This is a genomic window from Acinetobacter sp. BEC1-S18-ESBL-01 (genome assembly GCF_014169935.1).
Lineage (GTDB): Bacteria > Pseudomonadota > Gammaproteobacteria > Pseudomonadales > Moraxellaceae > Acinetobacter > Acinetobacter pittii.
Map to the genome: position 1 here is coordinate 3,022,876 of NZ_AP022302.1, position 18,954 is coordinate 3,041,829.

General features: G+C 38.9%; 20 protein-coding genes, 4 tRNA genes and 1 riboswitch. Of the genes, 15 read left to right on the forward strand and 9 right to left on the reverse strand.

From position 1 onward, the window contains the following. Positions 1-10: 10 nt before the first annotated feature. Entirely contained in the window at positions 11-274 is a 264-nt protein-coding gene (locus H7R46_RS14380) for a YfhL family 4Fe-4S dicluster ferredoxin (protein ID WP_005070936.1), read from the reverse strand. A gap of 1 nt (position 275) precedes the next feature. Next, positions 276-767: a pantetheine-phosphate adenylyltransferase gene (gene coaD, locus H7R46_RS14385; RefSeq protein WP_005070938.1), complete on the reverse strand. Its 492-nt coding sequence runs from the start codon at positions 765-767 to the stop codon at positions 276-278. Positions 768-901: 134 nt separating this feature from the next. Here coaD and smpB point away from each other — a divergent pair, with 134 nt between their 5' ends. Continuing rightward, the gene (smpB, locus tag H7R46_RS14390) at positions 902-1,378 is read left to right on the forward strand and encodes an SsrA-binding protein SmpB (RefSeq protein WP_002120348.1); all 477 of its coding nucleotides are present in this window, start codon (positions 902-904) and stop codon (positions 1,376-1,378) included. A gap of 48 nt (positions 1,379-1,426) precedes the next feature. Here the strand turns inward: smpB and H7R46_RS14395 are convergent, their stop codons facing one another. The 3 genes from H7R46_RS14395 to rluD all read right to left on the reverse strand — a co-directional run bounded on the left by H7R46_RS14395 (position 1,427) and on the right by rluD (position 3,968). Further along, on the reverse strand, positions 1,427-1,978 hold the full coding sequence (locus H7R46_RS14395; protein ID WP_005070940.1) for a flavodoxin family protein: 552 nt from the start codon (positions 1,976-1,978) through the stop codon (positions 1,427-1,429). Between the two features lie 189 nt (positions 1,979-2,167). After that, positions 2,168-2,905: a peptidoglycan editing factor PgeF gene (gene pgeF / locus H7R46_RS14400; protein ID WP_005070942.1), complete on the reverse strand. Its 738-nt coding sequence runs from the start codon at positions 2,903-2,905 to the stop codon at positions 2,168-2,170. Between the two features lie 10 nt (positions 2,906-2,915). Next, a complete protein-coding gene (gene rluD, locus H7R46_RS14405) occupies positions 2,916-3,968 on the reverse strand; it encodes a 23S rRNA pseudouridine(1911/1915/1917) synthase RluD (protein WP_005070945.1) in 1,053 nt (350 codons plus the stop codon). Between the two features lie 71 nt (positions 3,969-4,039). Here rluD and H7R46_RS14410 point away from each other — a divergent pair, with 71 nt between their 5' ends. After that, entirely contained in the window at positions 4,040-5,203 is a 1,164-nt protein-coding gene (locus H7R46_RS14410; protein ID WP_005070947.1) for an outer membrane protein assembly factor BamD, read from the forward strand. A gap of 158 nt (positions 5,204-5,361) precedes the next feature. Then, positions 5,362-7,230, forward strand: coding sequence for a DNA primase (locus tag H7R46_RS14415; protein WP_005070950.1), 1,869 nt, complete (start codon positions 5,362-5,364; stop codon positions 7,228-7,230). Here H7R46_RS14415 and hemA read toward each other — a convergent pair. Beyond that, entirely contained in the window at positions 7,227-8,510 is a 1,284-nt protein-coding gene (gene hemA / locus H7R46_RS14420) for a glutamyl-tRNA reductase (RefSeq protein ID WP_005070952.1), read from the reverse strand. The genes H7R46_RS14415 and hemA overlap by 4 nt on opposite strands. Before the next feature lie 88 nt (positions 8,511-8,598). On the opposite strand from hemA, the gene H7R46_RS14425 reads away from it, so the two are divergent. The 11 genes from H7R46_RS14425 to panD all read left to right on the forward strand — a co-directional run bounded on the left by H7R46_RS14425 (position 8,599) and on the right by panD (position 14,672). After that, positions 8,599-10,308 (forward strand): tetratricopeptide repeat protein, encoded by a 1,710-nt coding sequence (locus H7R46_RS14425; RefSeq protein WP_005070953.1) that lies wholly within the window; start codon positions 8,599-8,601, stop codon positions 10,306-10,308. Between the two features lie 4 nt (positions 10,309-10,312). Continuing rightward, positions 10,313-10,891 (forward strand): lipoprotein insertase outer membrane protein LolB, encoded by a 579-nt coding sequence (gene lolB, locus H7R46_RS14430; RefSeq protein WP_005070955.1) that lies wholly within the window; start codon positions 10,313-10,315, stop codon positions 10,889-10,891. Positions 10,892-10,909: 18 nt separating this feature from the next. After that, positions 10,910-11,743: a 4-(cytidine 5'-diphospho)-2-C-methyl-D-erythritol kinase gene (gene ispE, locus H7R46_RS14435; RefSeq protein ID WP_005070958.1), complete on the forward strand. Its 834-nt coding sequence runs from the start codon at positions 10,910-10,912 to the stop codon at positions 11,741-11,743. Continuing rightward, a tRNA-Gln gene (locus H7R46_RS14440) sits at positions 11,742-11,816 on the forward strand. Before ispE ends, H7R46_RS14440 begins: the two co-directional genes overlap by 2 nt. Before the next feature lie 26 nt (positions 11,817-11,842). Beyond that, a tRNA-Gln gene (locus H7R46_RS14445) sits at positions 11,843-11,917 on the forward strand. Positions 11,918-11,937: 20 nt separating this feature from the next. Next, a tRNA-Gln gene (locus tag H7R46_RS14450) sits at positions 11,938-12,012 on the forward strand. 91 nt (positions 12,013-12,103) lie between these two features. Continuing rightward, positions 12,104-12,178: transfer RNA gene (locus H7R46_RS14455), tRNA-Gln, on the forward strand. 36 nt (positions 12,179-12,214) lie between these two features. Continuing rightward, positions 12,215-13,165 (forward strand): ribose-phosphate pyrophosphokinase, encoded by a 951-nt coding sequence (locus tag H7R46_RS14460; RefSeq protein ID WP_002120445.1) that lies wholly within the window; start codon positions 12,215-12,217, stop codon positions 13,163-13,165. Between the two features lie 96 nt (positions 13,166-13,261). Continuing rightward, entirely contained in the window at positions 13,262-13,558 is a 297-nt protein-coding gene (gene rplY, locus H7R46_RS14465) for a 50S ribosomal protein L25 (protein WP_002120443.1), read from the forward strand. Positions 13,559-13,578: 20 nt separating this feature from the next. Continuing rightward, positions 13,579-14,160 (forward strand): aminoacyl-tRNA hydrolase, encoded by a 582-nt coding sequence (gene pth / locus H7R46_RS14470; RefSeq protein ID WP_002120328.1) that lies wholly within the window; start codon positions 13,579-13,581, stop codon positions 14,158-14,160. A gap of 131 nt (positions 14,161-14,291) precedes the next feature. After that, the gene (gene panD, locus H7R46_RS14475; protein WP_002120296.1) at positions 14,292-14,672 is read left to right on the forward strand and encodes an aspartate 1-decarboxylase; all 381 of its coding nucleotides are present in this window, start codon (positions 14,292-14,294) and stop codon (positions 14,670-14,672) included. 45 nt (positions 14,673-14,717) lie between these two features. On the opposite strand, the gene H7R46_RS14480 is transcribed toward panD, so the two are convergent. Together H7R46_RS14480 and H7R46_RS14485 are read right to left on the reverse strand one after the other, a co-directional pair. Beyond that, positions 14,718-15,278: a GDYXXLXY domain-containing protein gene (locus H7R46_RS14480; protein WP_005070966.1), complete on the reverse strand. Its 561-nt coding sequence runs from the start codon at positions 15,276-15,278 to the stop codon at positions 14,718-14,720. Next, positions 15,275-17,059, reverse strand: a complete 1,785-nt coding sequence (locus H7R46_RS14485; RefSeq protein WP_005070968.1) for a DUF2157 domain-containing protein — start codon at positions 17,057-17,059, stop codon at positions 15,275-15,277. Before H7R46_RS14485 ends, H7R46_RS14480 begins: the two co-directional genes overlap by 4 nt. 176 nt (positions 17,060-17,235) lie before the next feature. Further along, positions 17,236-17,386, forward strand: a riboswitch (FMN riboswitch). Between the two features lie 90 nt (positions 17,387-17,476). Between H7R46_RS14485 and ribB the strand changes: the two genes are divergently transcribed. Next, a complete protein-coding gene (ribB, locus tag H7R46_RS14490; RefSeq protein ID WP_005070969.1) occupies positions 17,477-18,136 on the forward strand; it encodes a 3,4-dihydroxy-2-butanone-4-phosphate synthase in 660 nt (219 codons plus the stop codon). Positions 18,137-18,194: 58 nt separating this feature from the next. Here ribB and H7R46_RS14495 read toward each other — a convergent pair whose 3' ends face one another. Then, the gene (locus H7R46_RS14495; protein ID WP_005070970.1) at positions 18,195-18,869 is read right to left on the reverse strand and encodes an HAD-IA family hydrolase; all 675 of its coding nucleotides are present in this window, start codon (positions 18,867-18,869) and stop codon (positions 18,195-18,197) included. Positions 18,870-18,954: the final 85 nt, after the last annotated feature.

Sequence of the window (18,954 nt, forward strand, 5' to 3'; positions counted from 1 at the left end):
AATTTATTTACTAATTGCTTGTGCTTTTTTGAGCAATTAATTTTTTATATTTATCGAATAGCTCATCTTCCGTCTCCACATGCTGCGGATCTTTAGGAATACAGTCCACTGGACAAAATAACTGACATTGCGGCTGGTCATGATGACCAACGCATTCAGTGCATAAATCTGGGTGAATTTCATAAATCACTTCACCCATGAAAATAGCTTCATTTGGGCAAACTGGTTCACAAACATCACAGTTTATGCATTCATCGGTAATATATAACGACACTTTACCAACCTTGTTGATGTTTACGTTCAAAAGCCTCAACCACAGCTTGCGGAACAAACTTGGTTACATCCCCTTTTAAACGAGCAATTTCTCGAATCAATGTCGAAGAAATAAATGAATACTGCTCAGATGGTGTTAAAAATACTGCTTCAAAATGTGGGTCAAGTTGACGGTTCATATTGGCAAGTTGAAATTCATATTCAAAATCAGAAACTGCTCTTAAACCACGAAGTACTGCTGTTGCCTTTTGCTCTTTGAAAAAATTAACAAGCAAACCATCAAAGCCTACAAATTCAACATTTGATAAATGGCTGAGTGATGTTTGGGCCAGTTCAACTCTCTCTTCTAGACTGAACAAAGGGTTTTTATGATGTCCAATTGCAATTGCTACTACAACCTCATCAAACATTCTTGATGCTCTAGTAACTAAATCAACGTGTCCATTCGTGATGGGGTCAAATGTTCCAGGATAAATTACACGCGTTTTAGACATCCGCTAGTACTCTAATTGTATTGTGAACCTATTTTAGCAAAAGTTATACATCAGGCAAAATATTGACGTGCAGGAAAAACTTCACCTTAGCATCAGTTTACGGCACAATAGGGGCAATTGTGGAAGTTTGAATTATGGCGAAAGCGACAGTAGTGAAAAAACATAATGGCGGAACCATCGCACAAAACAAACGTGCCCGCCATGATTATTTTATCGAAGAAAAATTTGAAGCTGGTATGTCTTTACTAGGCTGGGAAGTAAAGTCTTTACGTGCTGGTCGGATGAGCTTGACAGAAAGTTATGTCATTTTTAAGAATGGTGAAGCGTTTTTATTTGGTGCACAAATTCAACCGCTCCTTTCAGCATCTACTCATGTAGTACCTGAAGCTACACGTACACGTAAATTATTATTATCACGCCGAGAACTAGAAAAGCTAACAGGTTCAGTTAACCAAAAAGGTTACTCATGTGTTCCTTTGGCATGTTACTGGAAAGGTCACTTGGTTAAACTTGAAATCGCGCTTGTGAAAGGTAAACAACTTCACGACAAACGTGCGACTGAAAAAGATCGCGATTGGCAGCGTGATAAAGCTCGTATATTTCATAAGTAATTAAATAAAAAGCCTCTTTTTAGAGGCTTTTTTATATCGCGGAATTTATTAATTTAATCTATATAAGAGTCCAGCAAGATATTCACCAAACCATTTTGCAGTATCTAAATCGCCTTGTGGAGGAGTAATTTCAACAGGTGCATTATCTGACTGCGTCATTAAACCTAAACAACTCGATAATCGATTTAAATCTTTTTCACTATGCCCAGTCGTCATTAAAGGTAAACCTGACCAAAGCATGCCATGTTGCATCGCAAAAATATTTAATTGTTGTAATACCGCTAATTTATCGCCGCTTAGACCACCTGAGTTTGCAAAGCCAGCTGCAAGTTTGCCTTGCCACAAACGCTCTTTCCAACGTTTAGAAGTACTGTCCATAAACTTTTTAAAGTCAGCGGTCATACTCCCCATATAGGTAGGCGAACCAAAAATAATACCGTGCGATGCATCAAGTGCATCCCAATCAATATGTTCAATATTCATTAAATGTACTTTTACACCCATCACCTCTGCCCCAGCAGCAATAGCGGAAGCTACCTTCGCGGTATGACCATATGGACTGTGGTAGACAATAGAGAGATGTTTTTCAGGCAAAGACATAAGATTAAAATTTTGAGCGATTTTTTCTATTTTATCATTTTATTAACGCTTGCTAAACCTTCATCTATAAATATGAAATATAAGGTTTTCACTACCGCGAACTATAGAAATATTTTCAAATTAAATAAAAAACTCTCCTATTTTTAATAAATATAAAATAAGAGAGTCATTTAAGGAAGTTATCAAAACTTACATAAAAACAAACGTAGCCATACGTCCTGTCTTCGCATCACGACGATAAGAAAAATACTCATCACCCTGTTGATAAGAACATTGATCTCCACCTAAGACTTGTTGCACACCTAGACTTTGCAAAATAAAGCGTGCAATGGCATATAAGTCTGCATGAAATTTATTTGGAGCCACGCCCTCAACAAAAGCTGTTTCCAACTCTGGATATTTATCACAAAAAGCAGTTTTTACTTCGGCCCCAATTTCAAAACAAGGTTGGCTGATTGCAGCTCCTAACCATGCCCAAGTTGGAGGATTCTGCATAGCGGCTACTGTATTTTCAATAATGCCACCTGCTAAACCACGCCAACCCGCATGCAAATTAGCAACTTCACTGCCTTCGGCATTTCCCAACACGACAGGTAAGCAATCAGCCGTCATCATCATTAAAGCATGGCCTTTAGTTTGAGTAACTAAACCATCACCAATTAAAGCTTTAAAAGGAATTTGTTCATTTACAGTATGGCAAATCGTACTATGCGTTTGAGTCATCCATGTCATTTTTTTAACACCAAATTTCGCAAACTCATCTAACAATATCATTCGATGCTGTTGAACACGCTGTGCCTCATCTTTGACATGTAAAGCCAAATTGAAGCCAGATAATTCAAGTTGATCCGTTGGTAATGCCAAAGGATGTTGAACACGTGTCTGCCCTACAAATACGCCTTGAGGTAAACCTTGAACAAATTCCATATGCACGTCCTTAATATGCAGCGTTTTCTGAACGTAACACATTCACTAAATGTGTAAAATCTTCAGGCCACGGCGCGTCAAATAGCATTTCTTCACCAGTACGAGGGTGTTTTAAGCCCAATTTAGCTGCGTGCAATGCCTGACGTTTAAAACCACGTAAAGTTTCAATGAGCAGCTCAGATGCACCAGCTGGCACACGTACACGGTTCATATAAACCTGATCGCCAATCAAGCCATAACCAATGTAACTAAAATGTACACGGATCTGATGTGTTCGTCCTGTTTCAAGACGAGCTTGTACACGAGTAAAATCTTTAAAGCGTTCTTTTACATTGTAGTGAGTTACCGCATCTCGCCCACCCGGTAAAATTGCCATTTTCACACGGTCAACTGGGTGACGTTTGATTGGTTCATCAATCGTACCGCCAGCAATAATATTTCCATAAACAACCAAATCATATACACGGTAAACCGTTTTATTTGCCAACTGTTTACTTAAAGAAAATTGAGCTTCTAGGCTTTTAGCGACAACCAGTAAACCGCTGGTATCTTTATCAATACGGTGTACTAAACCAGCACGCGAAAGTTCGGCCAATTTGGGGAAATGGTAAAGCAAAGCATTCACTAAAGTTCCAGAACTATTGCCTGCTCCTGGATGTACCACCATGCCTACTGGCTTATTAATGACTAAAATATCATCGTCTTCATAGACAATATTAAGTGGAATGTTTTCGGGTTGACTCGTCGTCTGAGCTTCGAGCTCTACTTCGAGCGTAAGCAGCTCAGTTCCTTCACAACGGTGTTTAGGCTTGACAATGTTACCATTCACCAACAGATGGCCATCTTTCAACCATTGCTTGAGCTTTTCACGTGAAAACTCGCTCCATACCAAGGCTGCTACCTGATCGATACGTTGTCCCAGATAGGTTTCATCTAGCTGAACTTGCAACGATAAACGTGTTGCAGTTGTATCAGAAGTATGGTTATCTGCATCCTCAGAATCTTCAAGTAAATTGAAGTCGGTTTCAGAGAAGTTTGTGTTTGAAGATTGTGCTGAAGTCATTTGATCATTGAGATAAAAGTGGTTTAATAGCGCAATTGTAGCTCATTGCCCAACATAACAGAGGAGTTTTTATGTCGCTACCACGTTATAAAATTACGATGCTTGCCTTATCTTTAGGCGTAGCGTCTGCATTTGTGGGCTGTAGCAGCAATCCAAGTAAAAAAGAAGTGGTCGATACTGGCCCTCAATCTAGTGAACAAGCTTACTTCGAAAAGGCCCAAAAGTCGCTTGACCGTGGTCAATATCTTGATGCGACCAAGTCTTTAGAGGCAATCGATACTTATTATCCGACTGGACAATACGCTCAACAAGCACAACTTGAACTTCTATATTCGAAATTTAAACAAAAAGATTATGAAGGCGCGATTGCCTTAGCAGAACGTTTTATTCGTTTAAATCCTCAACATCCAAATGTGGATTATGCTTATTATGTTCGTGCTGTTGCCAATATGGAGCAAAACTACGACAGTTTGATGCGTTATACCTCTTTGCAACAGTCACATCGTGACGTGAGTTATTTAAAAGTTGCGTATCAAAACTTTGTTGATTTAATTCGTCGTTTCCCAAGTAGCCAATATTCTGTCGATGCTGCTCAGCGTATGAAATTCATTGGGCAAGAACTTGCCGAAAATGAAATGACTGCTGCCCGCTTCAACGTTAAACGTAAAGCTTGGATCGCCGCTGCAGAACGTTCGCAATGGGTGATTGAACACTATCCACAAACACCTCAAATTCCAGAAGCTTTAGCCACTTTGGCATATAGCTATGACAAGTTAGGTGATAAAGCTACTTCGCAACAATATATTGAAGTTTTAAAACTTAATTATCCAAGCCTTGTGAAAAAGGATGGCACAGTTAACATGCGTGCTGCTCGTAAAGAAGGTAACTGGATCAACCGTGCAACTTTAGGTATCTTCGGTCGTGAATCGACTGCTGCAACGCCAGAGAGCACAACTGAAGCAGAAGCTCCAAAACGTGGTTTCCTCAACCGTGTTAGTTTTGGTTTAATTGGTAATTCAGATAAAGAAGAAACTGAAGCACCAGAACAAACACCTGTTGAAGCTCCTAAGTCTGAACGTAGTTGGACAAACCGTTTAAGCTTCGGTTTATTAGACAAACCTGAGCCACAAGCAGCAGAAAATACAACTGTTGCACCAGCTGTAACCTCTACTGAATCTTCAACTGATGTGCAATCAGATGAAGCAACTCAAGGTGCGGATGACGCTGCTCAATAAGTTTAAGCTTTAAAAAAACATCAACAAACAGGCAAGTGATATCACTTGCCTGTTTGTTTTTATAAAATATTAAAATATTTATTGGGCATATCTCGATTCATCATGTCAGAATATTCTGACTCACTGTCTCATCAAGTTTTAATACGGTTATCTGAATTATGGCAATTCCACAACATACGATTGATCAAATTCTAGATCGCACAGATATTGTCGATCTGATTGGTCAGCGTGTGAAATTGAAAAAAACCGGACGTACATATTCCGGCTGTTGCCCTTTTCATCAAGAAAAAACGCCCTCATTCCATGTCTACCGTGATAAGCAGTATTATCACTGCTTTGGTTGTCAGGCTAACGGAAATGCAATCCGTTTTCTTATGGATATTGATAACCGAAACTTTATTGAGGTAATGAAAGAATTATCGAGCAGTACCGGAATTGAATTACCCAAAGATAATACTGAGAATAAAAAACTATCTTATACCCGTCAGGTTACAAAGCCACCTGTTACTAAAACAAATGCGGCAGAGCCTGTAACTTCACAACAACCAAGTGATGAGAGCTACAACACGCTTGAACCCGTATTTTTTGATGATCCTTTTGCTCAGTTCGAACAGCCGTTTAGCTTTGATGAACCAGTTCAAGAAGGTAATTTATATGACTTACTGGAAAATGTTGCTCAGTTTTATGAACAACAATTACCTCATAGTCAAAAAGCCAAAAATTACTTTAAACAGCGTGGACTAACCAATCAGACGATTCAATTTTGGCGCTTAGGCTATGCTCCAGAAGACTGGCAACATCTAGAAAAAGCTTTTCCTTATGACATTGACGGTTTAAAACAACTCGGACTTATCCGCTCAAGTGATAATGGGCGTGATTTTGATTTGTTACGTGACCGCGTCATTTTCCCAATTCGCGACCCTAAAGGCCGAGTGGTTGGTTTTGGTGGGCGTGCTTTAAATGATGAAATAAAACCCAAATATATTAACTCGCCGGACTCAGAAGTCTTTCATAAAAATCAGCTACTTTACGGACTTTATGAAGGTAGAAAGCTTAAATCTAGCGATTGGTTAATGGTTGAAGGCTATATGGATGTCATTGCGCTTCAGCAATATGGCATTACAGGAGCTGTAGCAACCTTAGGGACTGCAAGTAATACTGAACACCTTAATATTTTATTTAAACAAAATAGCCGAATTACCATTGCTTTTGATGGTGATGCTGCTGGTCAAAAAGCAGCACGCAGAACTTTAGAAATTGCTTTACCACTTCTTAATGATGGTCGTGAACTCAAATTTTTTGTTCTACCGAATGATCATGACCCCGACTCTCTCATCCGTCGAGAAGGACTCGAAAATTTCCAAAAACTATTACAACAAGCCCCTCTTCTGTCCGATTTCGTGTTTGCTCACTTAACTGGTCAGCACGATATCAGTACGCCTGAAGGGAAAAGTTTAGTCATGGGAGAACTCAGAGAACTAACTGAACTCTTACCTAAACAAGGTTCTTTCCGCTACTTGCTTACTCAATCTTTCCGTGAAAAACTCGGACTAGGTAAACGTTTTACCCCACAAATCAGCCACGATGCCTCGCTCTCATTTAACATCCATACAAAAGATGAAGACTTTGCGATTGCAATTTTAATGCATCATCCTTTTCTTTATATTCATTTTGAAGGATTACGGGCTTATATTCACCAAGATGAATTATTAGCCAAAGTACTGGCAATCTTAAATCGTATTTTTGATGATTTACCGGATGATCAAGAGCTGGCAACTTATTATGTGCTTGGTGCGTGTAGTAGTTACTGCCATGAAATCGCCGATATTATGCAAAGAACAAATATTCAGGCATTAACACAGGCTCCTGAAGTAGCTGACAAGTTAGCTAAAGAATATTCATTAAGTCTGCAAGAAAGATATTTACGTCAAAAACTGAAATCACCGATTTCTTTAATTGAATCAAGAAATCTAAGACAACAATTGAATGAATTAACAAAACAAATTAGCTTAAAGTTGTTGTCTTAATGTTTTGGCTTACGTTCATGCTCAAACACATCCTGTAAATGCTGTTGTAACCATTCAAAATAATCAGGATTTTCTGCTTTAGCAGCTTCACGTAATAATATCGATGTAGGATGCATAAGTTTTTGCGTCAAACGGTGTGCAAAATGCTGTAATACCTGTTCGGCACTCTCACCATGATGCAAAGCTTCTAACGCATGTGTAAGCTCTTGTTGACTAATCTCTTCACTGTGCTGGCGGTAAGCATGAATTGTACTACCCGCCTCTTTAACTTTTTGATGCGTAATAAGCTGAGTAGCTAATTGATTAACCATGACCTCTGCTTCAACAGCCGCCTGACGACGTTGAGCAAGGTTTTCATCAATCACACTTTGTAAATCATCAACACCATACAAATAGACCCCATCAAGTGCTTCAACTTTAGGATCTATATCACGTGGTACAGCCAAATCAACCATTAACATTTGTTGGTAGCGGCGTTTTTTTAATGCGGCCTTAACATCAGAATAAGCAATAACTTGATATAAACTTCCAGTACAACTCGACACAACATCAGCACGATATAAATTCTCTGCTAATCCTGAAAATTCAATAATTTCAACTTCAACCTGATGTGCAATTTCCTGAGCCAACTGATCAGCGCGCTCACGGCTACGATTACAAATAATAATCTTCGCGACACCCATTTCAGCCAAATGTTTAGCCACCAAGCTATTCATTTCACCCGCAGCAACCACCATAACAGTAAGCTTTTCAGGCTTACTAAAAACCTGTAAGGCCAGTTGTGCAACTGCATAACCCATTGAAACAGCATGACTACCTACCGCAGTTTCGGAACGTACCCGTTTAGCTGCATAGAAAGCGTATTCAAAAACACTATTTAATTCAGGAGAGACCGTTTGCGCTTCTTTAGACAATGCCAAAGCGCTTTTGACCTGCCCTAAAATTTGTGGCTCACCAAGCATGAGAGAGTCTAGACCACTCGCCACTCGCATTAAATGTGTAATCGCCTGCGTATTCTCGTAACGATAAACATGATGAATTAACTGCTTTACATCAATATTATTGGCATCGGCTAACCATTTTAGAAGGCTTTCGGCGTTTTCTGCCATGGCATAAACTTCTGTACGGTTACAGGTCGAGACGACCACCAAATCCTTTAAGTTTTGGTGATGGCGTTGTTCGGCAAGCAAACGACTTAATCGCTCTGCATTGAAAGCAATTTGTTCGCGGAGTTCTACAGAAGCTGTTTGATGGTTGACACCCAATGCAAAGAAAGACATATCAGATCATCATTTCGCTAAATTTATGCTATTGTGCAACATCGGTGTCATAAAAAGCATTACTTTGGATCAATAAAAATTGCGTCAAATGAATAGCCGTATTAATTTTAACGGTGCTTCGATAAGACAGTATTCTACCACATTCTTGTTGTTAGGTAGCATGTCCTCGTATGTCTATGCACGTCCTGTGCAAGAGACCTATGCCGTGCATTCATTTGATCAGGCCCTAGAGCAAACAATGGTCGCTGAATTTGCTCTAGCTTATGACGATATTCCAAATGCTTTGCATAATTACACAGTGCTCGCAATTAAAAGCAACTCTACATCAATTAAGCAGAGAGCTTTAGACGTTGCACTTGAATATAATGATTTACAAGCTGCGTTAAATATTGCTACACACTGGGTAGCTCAAGAACCTAAAGATGTACCAGCTTTATTTTATTTGTCACACATTGCTTTAAAAACGCACGAATATCAGCTTGCTGCTGAGACATTAGATAAAATTTTAAAGATAGATCCCACTGCCGATTTAGAACAAATTTTAGCTAGCATTGCTCCAGAAAATGCGCAAGATCGAGAAGTATTATTAACAGCTTTACGTTCTAGCGCAGAAAAAGACAATCCTTCTATTTTGGCACTCATCGCCAATTTAGAAGCTCAAAATGGTCAATTACAAACTGCGCTAACTAACATTAACAAAGCATTACGTCGACGTCCTAAAGTAACGAGCTTTATTTTAATGAAAGCAAACTTACTTATTGCTCTCAGCGATCAAGAAGGTGCGCTTAAATGGTATGCAAAGTCGAGTCGTAAAAATAAGAAAAATTTAGATATTCGATTAGCTGAAATCCGCTATCTCATACAAATTAACCAATCTCAGCTTGCGTTAGAAAAACTTGAAAAGATTATAGAAACTAACCCTAAAGCTGAAGAAGCCTTATTTATTGCAGGCTTAACAAGTATTGATTTAAAGCAATATGACAAAGCGGAACAATATCTTGTTGACCTACGAAACTCGGCAAAATACCAAAATGAAGCGTATTACTACTTAGCCATTAATGCAGAGCGTAAACAGCATTATGAAACTGCAAAAGCTTACTATCGTTTAGTTGATGGCAGTTTATATGTGGTATCTAGACGAAACTTGATCGCAATATATGATAAACAAGAAAACTTACACGATGCTTTACGGTTCCTTACTCAAGAACGAGTAAATTATCCTCAACATGCAAGTTTCTTATATCAAGCCCAAGCTGAAATCTTAAAGAAAATGGGCAATAAAAAAGCTGCACTAAATCTATTAGATGAAGCAATTAAAAACCTACCCGACGACCCAGAACTGATTTATGCGGAAGTTTTATTACTTGATCCATATACGGACCGTGACAAGCTGGACAAAACCTTAAAACAATTATTACAACTTGAGCCCAACAGCCCAACGTATCTAAATGCATATGCTTATACACTGGCACTGCAAAACCGTCGTTTAAAAGAAGCACGTCAGTATGCAGAGCAAGCATTAGAATATGCGCCTGAACAGGCCTCAATTCTTGATACGCTAGGTTATATTGCATTTTTACAGAATGATTATGAAGCTGCGGCGGAAGCCTTAGGCAAAGCGTATGAACTTAGCCATAATATAAATATTGGCGTTCGTTATGCTAAAGCTTTGTATATGCAAGGGTCACTCACGCAATTTAGCGCAGTGTTACAACAACTGAAACAAAAACATGCCAATGATCCACAATTACAACAGCTTGATGCGTTAATTTTACCTACATCTGCAAAAAAGAGTTAAATATATGAGCAAATTTGCCCAACTGTGCACAGCGATCTGTGGATCAAGTGTATTATTTCTAACCGGTTGTCAGCATTTTACTCAACCAAAACCAGCGGTTACCCAACAAGTTCAAGACGAAAAACACTTTAATTTACAAGGTAAGATTGGGGTTCGTACACCACAGCAAACCGGTAGTGCGTTTTTTACCTGGCTTCAACAGCAAGATAATTTTGATATCGAATTAAGCGGTATTTTAGGCGTTGGAAAAACCCAAATTCAGGGTAAACCGGGCGAAGTAACTTTAAATAGTTCTAAAACAGGACTTATTAGCGCAGCCTCTCCAGAAGAACTTTTAGAGCGAGCAACGGGTTGGCAAGCACCAATTACACACTTAACGAGCTGGATTTTAGCAAAACCAGCAACGCTAAATGCTCAAATTACGAAAGACGCTGCAAATCGAGTGAGTCAACTGATTGAAGATGGCTGGACAGTTAATTTCAGTTACGACGGTGAACAAACTTTGCCAAACAAACTGGTTTTAAAGCAAGCTCTTGCTGAAGATAAAGAAAACCGTATTACAATGGTCATCCAAAACCGCTAAGTCTAATTATATAAATCTATGATTCGAGTTCCTTCCCCTGCTAAGCTCAACCTGTTTTTACATATTACAGGCCGACGTGAGAATGGTTACCATGAGCTACAAACTATTTTCCAACTGATTGATTTATATGATTGGATGACATTTACACCGACTTTGGGCGAAGAAATCAAAATCGATGGGTTAAGTGAAGTTCGTGCTGAAGAAAACTTGATTTATCGGGCAGCTCAAATACTAAAACCACATGCGAAAAAATTTTGTGGCTTGCACATCAAAATTGAAAAAAATATTCCAATGGGTGCAGGTCTAGGTGGCGGTTCATCTAATGCCGCCACAACGCTTATTGTGTTAAATCAATTATGGGAATGTGGCCTAAAGCAAGAACAACTTGCGGACTACGGTGTAAAGCTCGGTGCTGATGTTCCAATTTTTATTTATGGTAAAAATGCATGGGCTGAAGGCATCGGTGAACATTTATCATTCATAGACTTAGATCAAAAACAGTTCATTATTTTAAAACCTGATTGTTTTATCAGCACTCAATTGCTTTTTTCACAAAAAACATTGACAAGAGACTCTAAGACCACTAAATTTTGCGCCTATCAGTTAGAACCTTCTAATTTTGGAAATAACTTTGAGCCACTGGCTCGGCAGTTATACCCTGAAGTAGAAGAAGCAATGCAATATTTAGATCAATTTGGTCAAGCAAAGCTTACAGGTACAGGTGCTTGTGTTTTTATTGAAGTAACGAATGAAATGAATATTGATGAAATTCTTAAGCATTCACCATGTAAATCTTACTTGGTAAATAGTTTAAAAGAATCTCCTCTTAATCATTTTAAGGTTACACGTTAGGGGCGTCGCCAAGTGGTAAGGCACCGGGTTTTGATCTCGGCATCCGTTGGTTCGAATCCAGCCGCCCCTGCCAACCTCACCTGTAATGATGATTATATTAGGGGCGTCGCCAAGTGGTAAGGCACCGGGTTTTGATCTCGGCATCCGTTGGTTCGAATCCAGCCGCCCCTGCCATCATATATATCATCGAATTTAGGGGCGTCGCCAAGTGGTAAGGCACCGGGTTTTGATCTCGGCATCCGTTGGTTCGAATCCAGCCGCCCCTGCCATTCTCTTATTTTAAAGACAGACTTAATTGCTATGCTTTTTGTTGATTAATCTTGACATTGCATTGCAAAAATATTAAAGTTCTGCCGCATTAGGGGCGTCGCCAAGTGGTAAGGCACCGGGTTTTGATCTCGGCATCCGTTGGTTCGAATCCAGCCGCCCCTGCCATCTATTTCATTACATACCAACCGCCAAGGGTGCTTCATGCCCAATCTTGTCGTTTTTAGTGGAAATGCTCATCCACAGTTCGCTCAAAAAGTCGTAAGTCACTTACATATCCCTCTAGGTGCTGCATCAGTCGGTCACTTTTCTGATGGAGAAATTTCAGTAGAAATTACTGAAAATGTTCGTGGTAAAGACGTATTTATCGTTCAGCCTACTTGTGCTCCTACCAATGATAACCTTATGGAAATCTTGGTTATGGCAGATGCTTTGCGTCGTGCAAGTGCTGGTCGTATTACCGCTGTTATCCCTTATTTTGGTTATGCTCGCCAAGACCGTCGTCCACGTTCTGCACGTGTGCCGATTACAGCTAAAGTTGTCGCAGACATGCTTACCACTGTTGGTATTGACCGTGTCGTGATGATCGACTTACATGCTGACCAAATTCAAGGTTTCTTCGATATTCCAGTCGACAACATCTACGGTACTCCTGCTTTGCTTGCTGACTTACGTCAACAACAACATGACAACCTTATGGTGGTTTCTCCTGACGTTGGTGGTGTAGTACGTGCTCGTGCTGTTGCCAAACAGATGGGTGACATCGATTTAGCAATTATTGATAAACGTCGTCAAAAAGCCAACGAGTCGCAAGTTATGCACTTAATTGGTGACGTAAAAGATCGTGATTGCGTTATCGTAGACGATATGGTTGATACTGCTGGTACATTGTGTAAAGCAGCTGATGCGCTTAAGCAATTTGGTGCACGTCGTGTAGTTGCATACGCAACTCACCCTGTACTATCAGGTAAGGCTATTGAAAACTTACGTAATTCAGTTATTGATGAACTGGTTGTAACTGATACCATTCCTCTTTCTGAAGAAGCATTGACCTTAGGCAAGATCCGTCAGGTTTCTGTTGCTAGCATGGTTGCTGAAACGATTCGTCGTATTAATAACGAAGAGTCTATCAGTGCAATGTTCGATAGTTTATAATATTGCAGCTTTTTATAAACCCTAGCCTTGGCTGGGGTTTTCTATCACTAAACTGGTCGCAAGTTTAGTCTTTTAAACTTTAATGAGGATTTACTCATGGCAAACTTCGTATTAAACGCTCAAGCGCGTGCTGAAGACAAACAAGGGAAAGGTGCGAGCCGCCGCCTTCGTCGCGAAGCTTTAATTCCAGCTATCATTTATGGTGGCAACGCTGAGCCTGTAACTGTTACTTTAGAACTTCGTGAGCTTGTAAAAGCTTTAGAAAGCAATGCTTTCTTTGAAGAAGTTGTAGAAATCAAAGTGGGCGACAAAGTTGAAAACGTTAAAATCCAAGCGTTACAACGTCACCCATCTAAAAACACTCCTATGCACGCTGACTTCAAACGCGCATAAGTGTTTAAAGGCGTAGATTAGTGTCAAATATTTCGCTAATTGTTGGTTTGGGCAATCCTGGTTCAGAATATGCCCAAACCCGCCATAATGCAGGTTTTTGGTTCATTGAACAGCTTGCTGACAAATATGGCATTACATTAAAAAATGATCCGAAATTTCACGGAATCAGTGGACGTGGTAATATAGAAGGACACGATGTCCGTCTACTTCTACCCACTACATTTATGAACCGTTCTGGACAAAGTGTAGTTCCATTTGCAAAATTTTATCAAATTGCTCCTGAAGCAATTTTGATTGCTCATGATGAACTTGATATGAACCCAGGTGTAATTCGTCTTAAAACAGGCGGTGGACACGGTGGTCATAACGGTTTACGTGACATTGTCCCTCATATTGGTCCAAATTTTCACCGTTTACGTATTGGTATCGGACATCCTGGCTCGAAAGAGAAAGTTTCAGGTCACGTACTTGGAAAAGCACCAAGTAGTGAACAAAGTCTGATGGATGCAGCAATTGATCATGCCCTTTCTAAAGTGAAGCTACTTGTTCAAGGACAAGTTCCACAGGCCATGAATCAAATTAATGCATATAAACCCACTTAAATTGTTGAACAATCATGCTTGCTATCTTGCTTTTTTAGGAGCAAAATGCGCATCAGCCACTTTGCCAACCGCAAAAGCTAAAGATTTCACCATAAGATCTACATCTTAGGTCTACTCAGGAGACGCTAGCCATGCTATCTCGTTTATTAAAATGCAAAATTCACCGTGCAGTTGTAACCCATGCTGAACTTCACTATGAAGGTTCTTGTGCAATTGATGGCGTATTGATGGACTTAGCTGGTATTCGTGAATATGAAGAAATTCATGTTTGGAATGTAACCAATGGCAAACGCTTCACAACTTATGCGATTCGTGGTGAAGATAACTCTGGAATTATTTCAGTAAACGGCGGTGCTGCACATCAAGCAGACGTTGGCGATTTAGTAATTATTGCTACATTTGGTGATTTTACTGAAGCTGAAGCAAATATTCATAAACCACGTTTGGTATATGCTAATCCAAATAATACAGTCAACCACACAGCGAATTGCATTCCTGTTCAAGTTGCCTAATTTATTTTAAGAATAAAAAGCCCGCATTGACGGGCTTTTATCATTTTATAAATCCTTAATAGTTCCTTCCCACCAGTTCTTTTGTTTTTCACAATTTAATGGTTGAAGCTGTTCTCCTCGTAATTCGAACAGTATCGCCTCTCCTTTAGAATTTACCTTAAATTCAGCATATTTGGCTTTTTCATAACATTGAGCCAAGCCTTCTGCAAACAAGAAACTGCGAGAGGCAGGATATAAAGCCTGCAAACGATTTTCAGGATTTTTTAAAATTAACCTCTGCCCAGCAAATGAATTATTGATATCTAAAACTGTACGAACTACGCGATTTTGTGAATCCAAAATAACTTTTGCGGGAACGGAAGAGTGATTAAAAATCACCTGTTCTAGAGCCTCACTTTCAGTTCCTGCAAGAGCTTTAATAGATTGTAAATGTAATTCATAAGCCAGTGCCATATAGTCACCTTGTAAAATTGAACGAGGATCAACTGGCTTAAGCTCAATGAAAATACTTTTACTATGGTGCAGATGCCATTCGTTTTTCGCCACTAAACCTGCAAAAAATAATAGCGTAATAAAGGCAAGAATAAGAGAAAAATACTTTTTCATTCTTTCTCTCCTTTAACAAGATCATTTTTATTTTCACGTTGAAGTAACCAAGACAGAGCCAACAAAACAATGCCCGAAATAAAAATAGATGCACTCTTAGCTAGAAAAGTTATTTGTAGGTTGTAATAGAGCTGCCAGAACACAAAAACGAATACAGTTAAGCTCACTCCATACACAATATAATCTTTCTTTTTTAATACCCACGTTAAAATAATAAGCAGGATGAAAATTTCAAAATATCCCAACACAATAAGTAACACACCAAATATTAAAAAGGCGAAAAAAGTGAGTGCCTTAAGTTGTCGATATAAATGAAGAACACTAAAGCAAAGTAACCAGACAACAGGTAGCAAATATAAAACCCATAACTGCTGATCTATCGAATTTTCTGGTACCAACCCCATAAAAGTATTGAAAAAAAAAGCTACAAGAATTACGACCAGCACGCATAAAAAAATACTACGCTCGTATAGGGCTATTGATTCTCTCTTAGGTAAGAGCACCAAACTAAAAACCAAGTAACTGAGCAAAGTTAAATTTAAATAAGTCTGAGTAGAATGTATTGACCACAATGAATGGTCCAGTTGTAGCAAATAGATAAAAGCTATGCCATACGTAGCAAGCATTTGAATTAAAATGAAGAACCAATGTGGTTTAAGAAAATAACTAATACATAGAATAATAATCTGTGCAATTAAAACCCATAGAATTTGATCTGTTTCTGAACCAAGATGAAACAAGAAAGCGGTCTGCCCACTGATAAACAAACAATAGGCAAATTGCCGAAAGAAATAGCTTTGTGATTTCTTTAAAACAATAAACGCCAATCCAACAAAAACAACTCCAATAATTAAAGAAATAGTCTCCCAAAACACCAGCGTAAAAGCTGCAAGTGCCAAGCCAGCAAGCCAAGCACCAATTGCCAATGGAATGACATAAAAGCGGCTTTGACGAAAAATTTTTATTAAAAGAGAGCTAATCAGCGCAAACCAAATAAAAATAATGCCTGCAATCAATAAAAAAATGAACTCATTAGAATCTTTAAATAAGGTATTAATCCCATCTACAAGCCATATGGTTGCGGTCACGCCTAGAACAGCAGCCATCAAACTGGCACATAGCTGATCGTCTTTTTTGAAGAAATAATAAAAAGCGACTATTCCTGAAAAGAAGGCAGAAATTAGATAAGGAATATTCTCATTCGATAAATATTGAATCATTCCAATAATCGAAATAACGGCGAACCAAGCGATAAATACAAATCGTAAAGCACGATATTTCTTTATGCATACCCCAAATTCAATAAGGCTTAATAGATTCAGAGCGAATAGATATAAATAAGGAAATTTTTCGGACCAAAAAGTCTGTTTAAAAAATAAAAAAAGTGTAAGTTGGCTGGTAATACAAATTAAAGCAAAGATTCCAATATTCGGTCGATATAACCACGGTAATAAAAGCAATGTCCAAATTAAAAAAAGCAAATAACTGTCTGCATCAGTTTGATAAACCTGTCCAATAACGGCCAAGCTTAAGCCTATCATCAAACCACAAACGCTGTGTAAGGTCTGCCTAACCCCATCACTTAAAGTATCTTTTGTGCTGAACCATGCTGACACAAGTAATATAACGGGCGGGATAGCGAGTTGAATACTGTTTGGAAGCATAAACCAGTTGGCAGCAATTAAATAAAGGATACTTACCGCCATAAATACATAACTGAAAATATGGAGATGCTGAATAAATGAACTATTGGTCAGAGGATAATAGTCTCTTCTCTGCATGGAACACCTATTTTATTTATAATTTTCTATAAAAAACATAGCATTCCATTTTCATATCAACAAGTAAGCTCTTGTTAAAAAGCCTATTTCGATTTATGAAAATGCTTATTCAGAAAGAAACTTAGCATTCTATAAAAGCATCTAGCCAATTTTATCAAGCGCGCTATAATAAAACCCATCGCTTCAGGGCGGGGTGTAATTCCCCACCGGTGGTAAAGTTAATTTTTATAAATAGGTTAACAAGCCCACGAGCTTAAATTGTGTAATTTGAGCAGATTTGGTGAAACTCCAAAGCCGACGGTATAGTCCGGATGAAAGAAGACGACGAACTGGGATAAATCCGTTTTATTTCAGTGCCAGCCTGTTTTTACATCAGTCCTGAAATGTTCAACCGTATTTTTACGAGAGCGTTTCATTATGTCTAGCTTAATTCAACCAGAACTTTTTTTCTCAGCCCTCTCTCCTGCTGAGCAACGCATTCAACAAGCATTAGAAGATATTCGTCAAGGCAAGCCTGTCTTGGTTATGGACGACTTTGATCGCGAAAATGAAGCAGATTTAATTGTTGCAGCCGAAACTTTAACGGTAGAAACAATGGCACGTATGATTCGTGATGGTTCAGGTATCGTATGTTTATGCCTTACAGAAGAGCTAGCAGATCATCTAGAACTTCCTCCAATGGTTTCTCAAAACTCGAGCCAATTTCATACCGCTTTCACAGTAACCATTGAAGCTGCTCAAGGCGTTACCACTGGTGTTTCTGCTAAAGACCGTGTAACAACTATTCAAACTGCTATTAAAGATGGTGCTGTTGCAAGTGACTTAAATCGTCCGGGTCACGTTTTCCCATTACGTGCACGTAATGGTGGAGTTCTTACTCGTCGAGGTCATACTGAGGGAACAATTGATCTAGCAAGACTAGCTGGGCTTAAACCCGCTGGCGTATTATGTGAATTAACCAATCCAGATGGCACGATGGCATCGGGCATTCAAGTTTTAGCATATGCTCAAACTCATCACTTAACGGTGATTACGATTGAAGAACTTGTTCAATACCGCCAGCAACACGGTATTTAAATAAAAAAGGTTTGGCTTTAGATCAAAGCCAAACCTTCAAATTAAAATTTAATAATATTTAAGAAACTTTCTTTTGTGCTGCCAGTTCTTCAACATAGTCCAAAAGTTCAGAGAATTGCTTAATCATTGCTTTAGGCTGTGCTTGAGCAAGTTCCTCTGCTGTTCCATAACCATAAGTCACCGCTACCGCCTCAATACCGTTATGACGAGCACCCAAAACGTCATATTGACGGTCACCGACCATTAAACACTCTTCTGGGTTTAATTGCTCATGCTCAAGAATATAATGGATAAGATCAGCTTTATTAGTGCGCTCACCCGTTAACTCACTCCCATAGATATGTACAAAGTATTGGCTTAATTCAAAATGATCCAAAATACGTTTTGCATAAATCGTTGGTTTAGCAGTTGCAACAAATAAACGATATCCTTCTTTTTTTAAAGCGCTAAGCGTTTTTGCAACAGATGGATATACTTCATTTTCAAACAGGCCAACCACCGAAAAACGCTCGCGATAAGCAAGTAAAGCTTGTTCAGCTAAAGCATCATCTTGAGTAGCTAATAATTTTGCGAGTGATGGCTTTAAGGGTGGGCCAATTGTCCAGTCAATATCTAAATCGGCAGCCAATGGATAGCCTAATTTATCCATTGCATAGCGAATTGAAGTATGGATTCCAACTTTTGGGTCTGTTAAGGTTCCATCTAAATCAATCAAAATATGTTTTATAGCCATTCAATCATTAACCCAGTAAAGTATTTAATTCAATTGGTCGAGAGTTTAATCAAACTCTCTTATACTAACGTAAATTTAAATTGAA

Coding starts and splice junctions, on each gene's coding strand:
- coaD (WP_005070938.1), bottom strand. CDS start 767: ATGTCTAAAACGCGTGTAATTTATCCTGGAACATTTGACCCCATCACG.
- smpB (WP_002120348.1), top strand. CDS start 902: ATGGCGAAAGCGACAGTAGTGAAAAAACATAATGGCGGAACCATCGCA.
- H7R46_RS14395 (WP_005070940.1), bottom strand. CDS start 1,978: ATGTCTTTGCCTGAAAAACATCTCTCTATTGTCTACCACAGTCCATAT.
- pgeF (WP_005070942.1), bottom strand. CDS start 2,905: ATGGAATTTGTTCAAGGTTTACCTCAAGGCGTATTTGTAGGGCAGACA.
- rluD (WP_005070945.1), bottom strand. CDS start 3,968: ATGACTTCAGCACAATCTTCAAACACAAACTTCTCTGAAACCGACTTC.
- H7R46_RS14410 (WP_005070947.1), top strand. CDS start 4,040: ATGTCGCTACCACGTTATAAAATTACGATGCTTGCCTTATCTTTAGGC.
- H7R46_RS14415 (WP_005070950.1), top strand. CDS start 5,362: ATGGCAATTCCACAACATACGATTGATCAAATTCTAGATCGCACAGAT.
- hemA (WP_005070952.1), bottom strand. CDS start 8,510: ATGTCTTTCTTTGCATTGGGTGTCAACCATCAAACAGCTTCTGTAGAA.
- H7R46_RS14425 (WP_005070953.1), top strand. CDS start 8,599: ATGAATAGCCGTATTAATTTTAACGGTGCTTCGATAAGACAGTATTCT.
- lolB (WP_005070955.1), top strand. CDS start 10,313: ATGAGCAAATTTGCCCAACTGTGCACAGCGATCTGTGGATCAAGTGTA.
- ispE (WP_005070958.1), top strand. CDS start 10,910: ATGATTCGAGTTCCTTCCCCTGCTAAGCTCAACCTGTTTTTACATATT.
- H7R46_RS14460 (WP_002120445.1), top strand. CDS start 12,215: ATGCCCAATCTTGTCGTTTTTAGTGGAAATGCTCATCCACAGTTCGCT.
- rplY (WP_002120443.1), top strand. CDS start 13,262: ATGGCAAACTTCGTATTAAACGCTCAAGCGCGTGCTGAAGACAAACAA.
- panD (WP_002120296.1), top strand. CDS start 14,292: ATGCTATCTCGTTTATTAAAATGCAAAATTCACCGTGCAGTTGTAACC.
- H7R46_RS14480 (WP_005070966.1), bottom strand. CDS start 15,278: ATGAAAAAGTATTTTTCTCTTATTCTTGCCTTTATTACGCTATTATTT.
- H7R46_RS14485 (WP_005070968.1), bottom strand. CDS start 17,059: ATGCAGAGAAGAGACTATTATCCTCTGACCAATAGTTCATTTATTCAG.
- ribB (WP_005070969.1), top strand. CDS start 17,477: ATGTCTAGCTTAATTCAACCAGAACTTTTTTTCTCAGCCCTCTCTCCT.
- H7R46_RS14495 (WP_005070970.1), bottom strand. CDS start 18,869: ATGGCTATAAAACATATTTTGATTGATTTAGATGGAACCTTAACAGAC.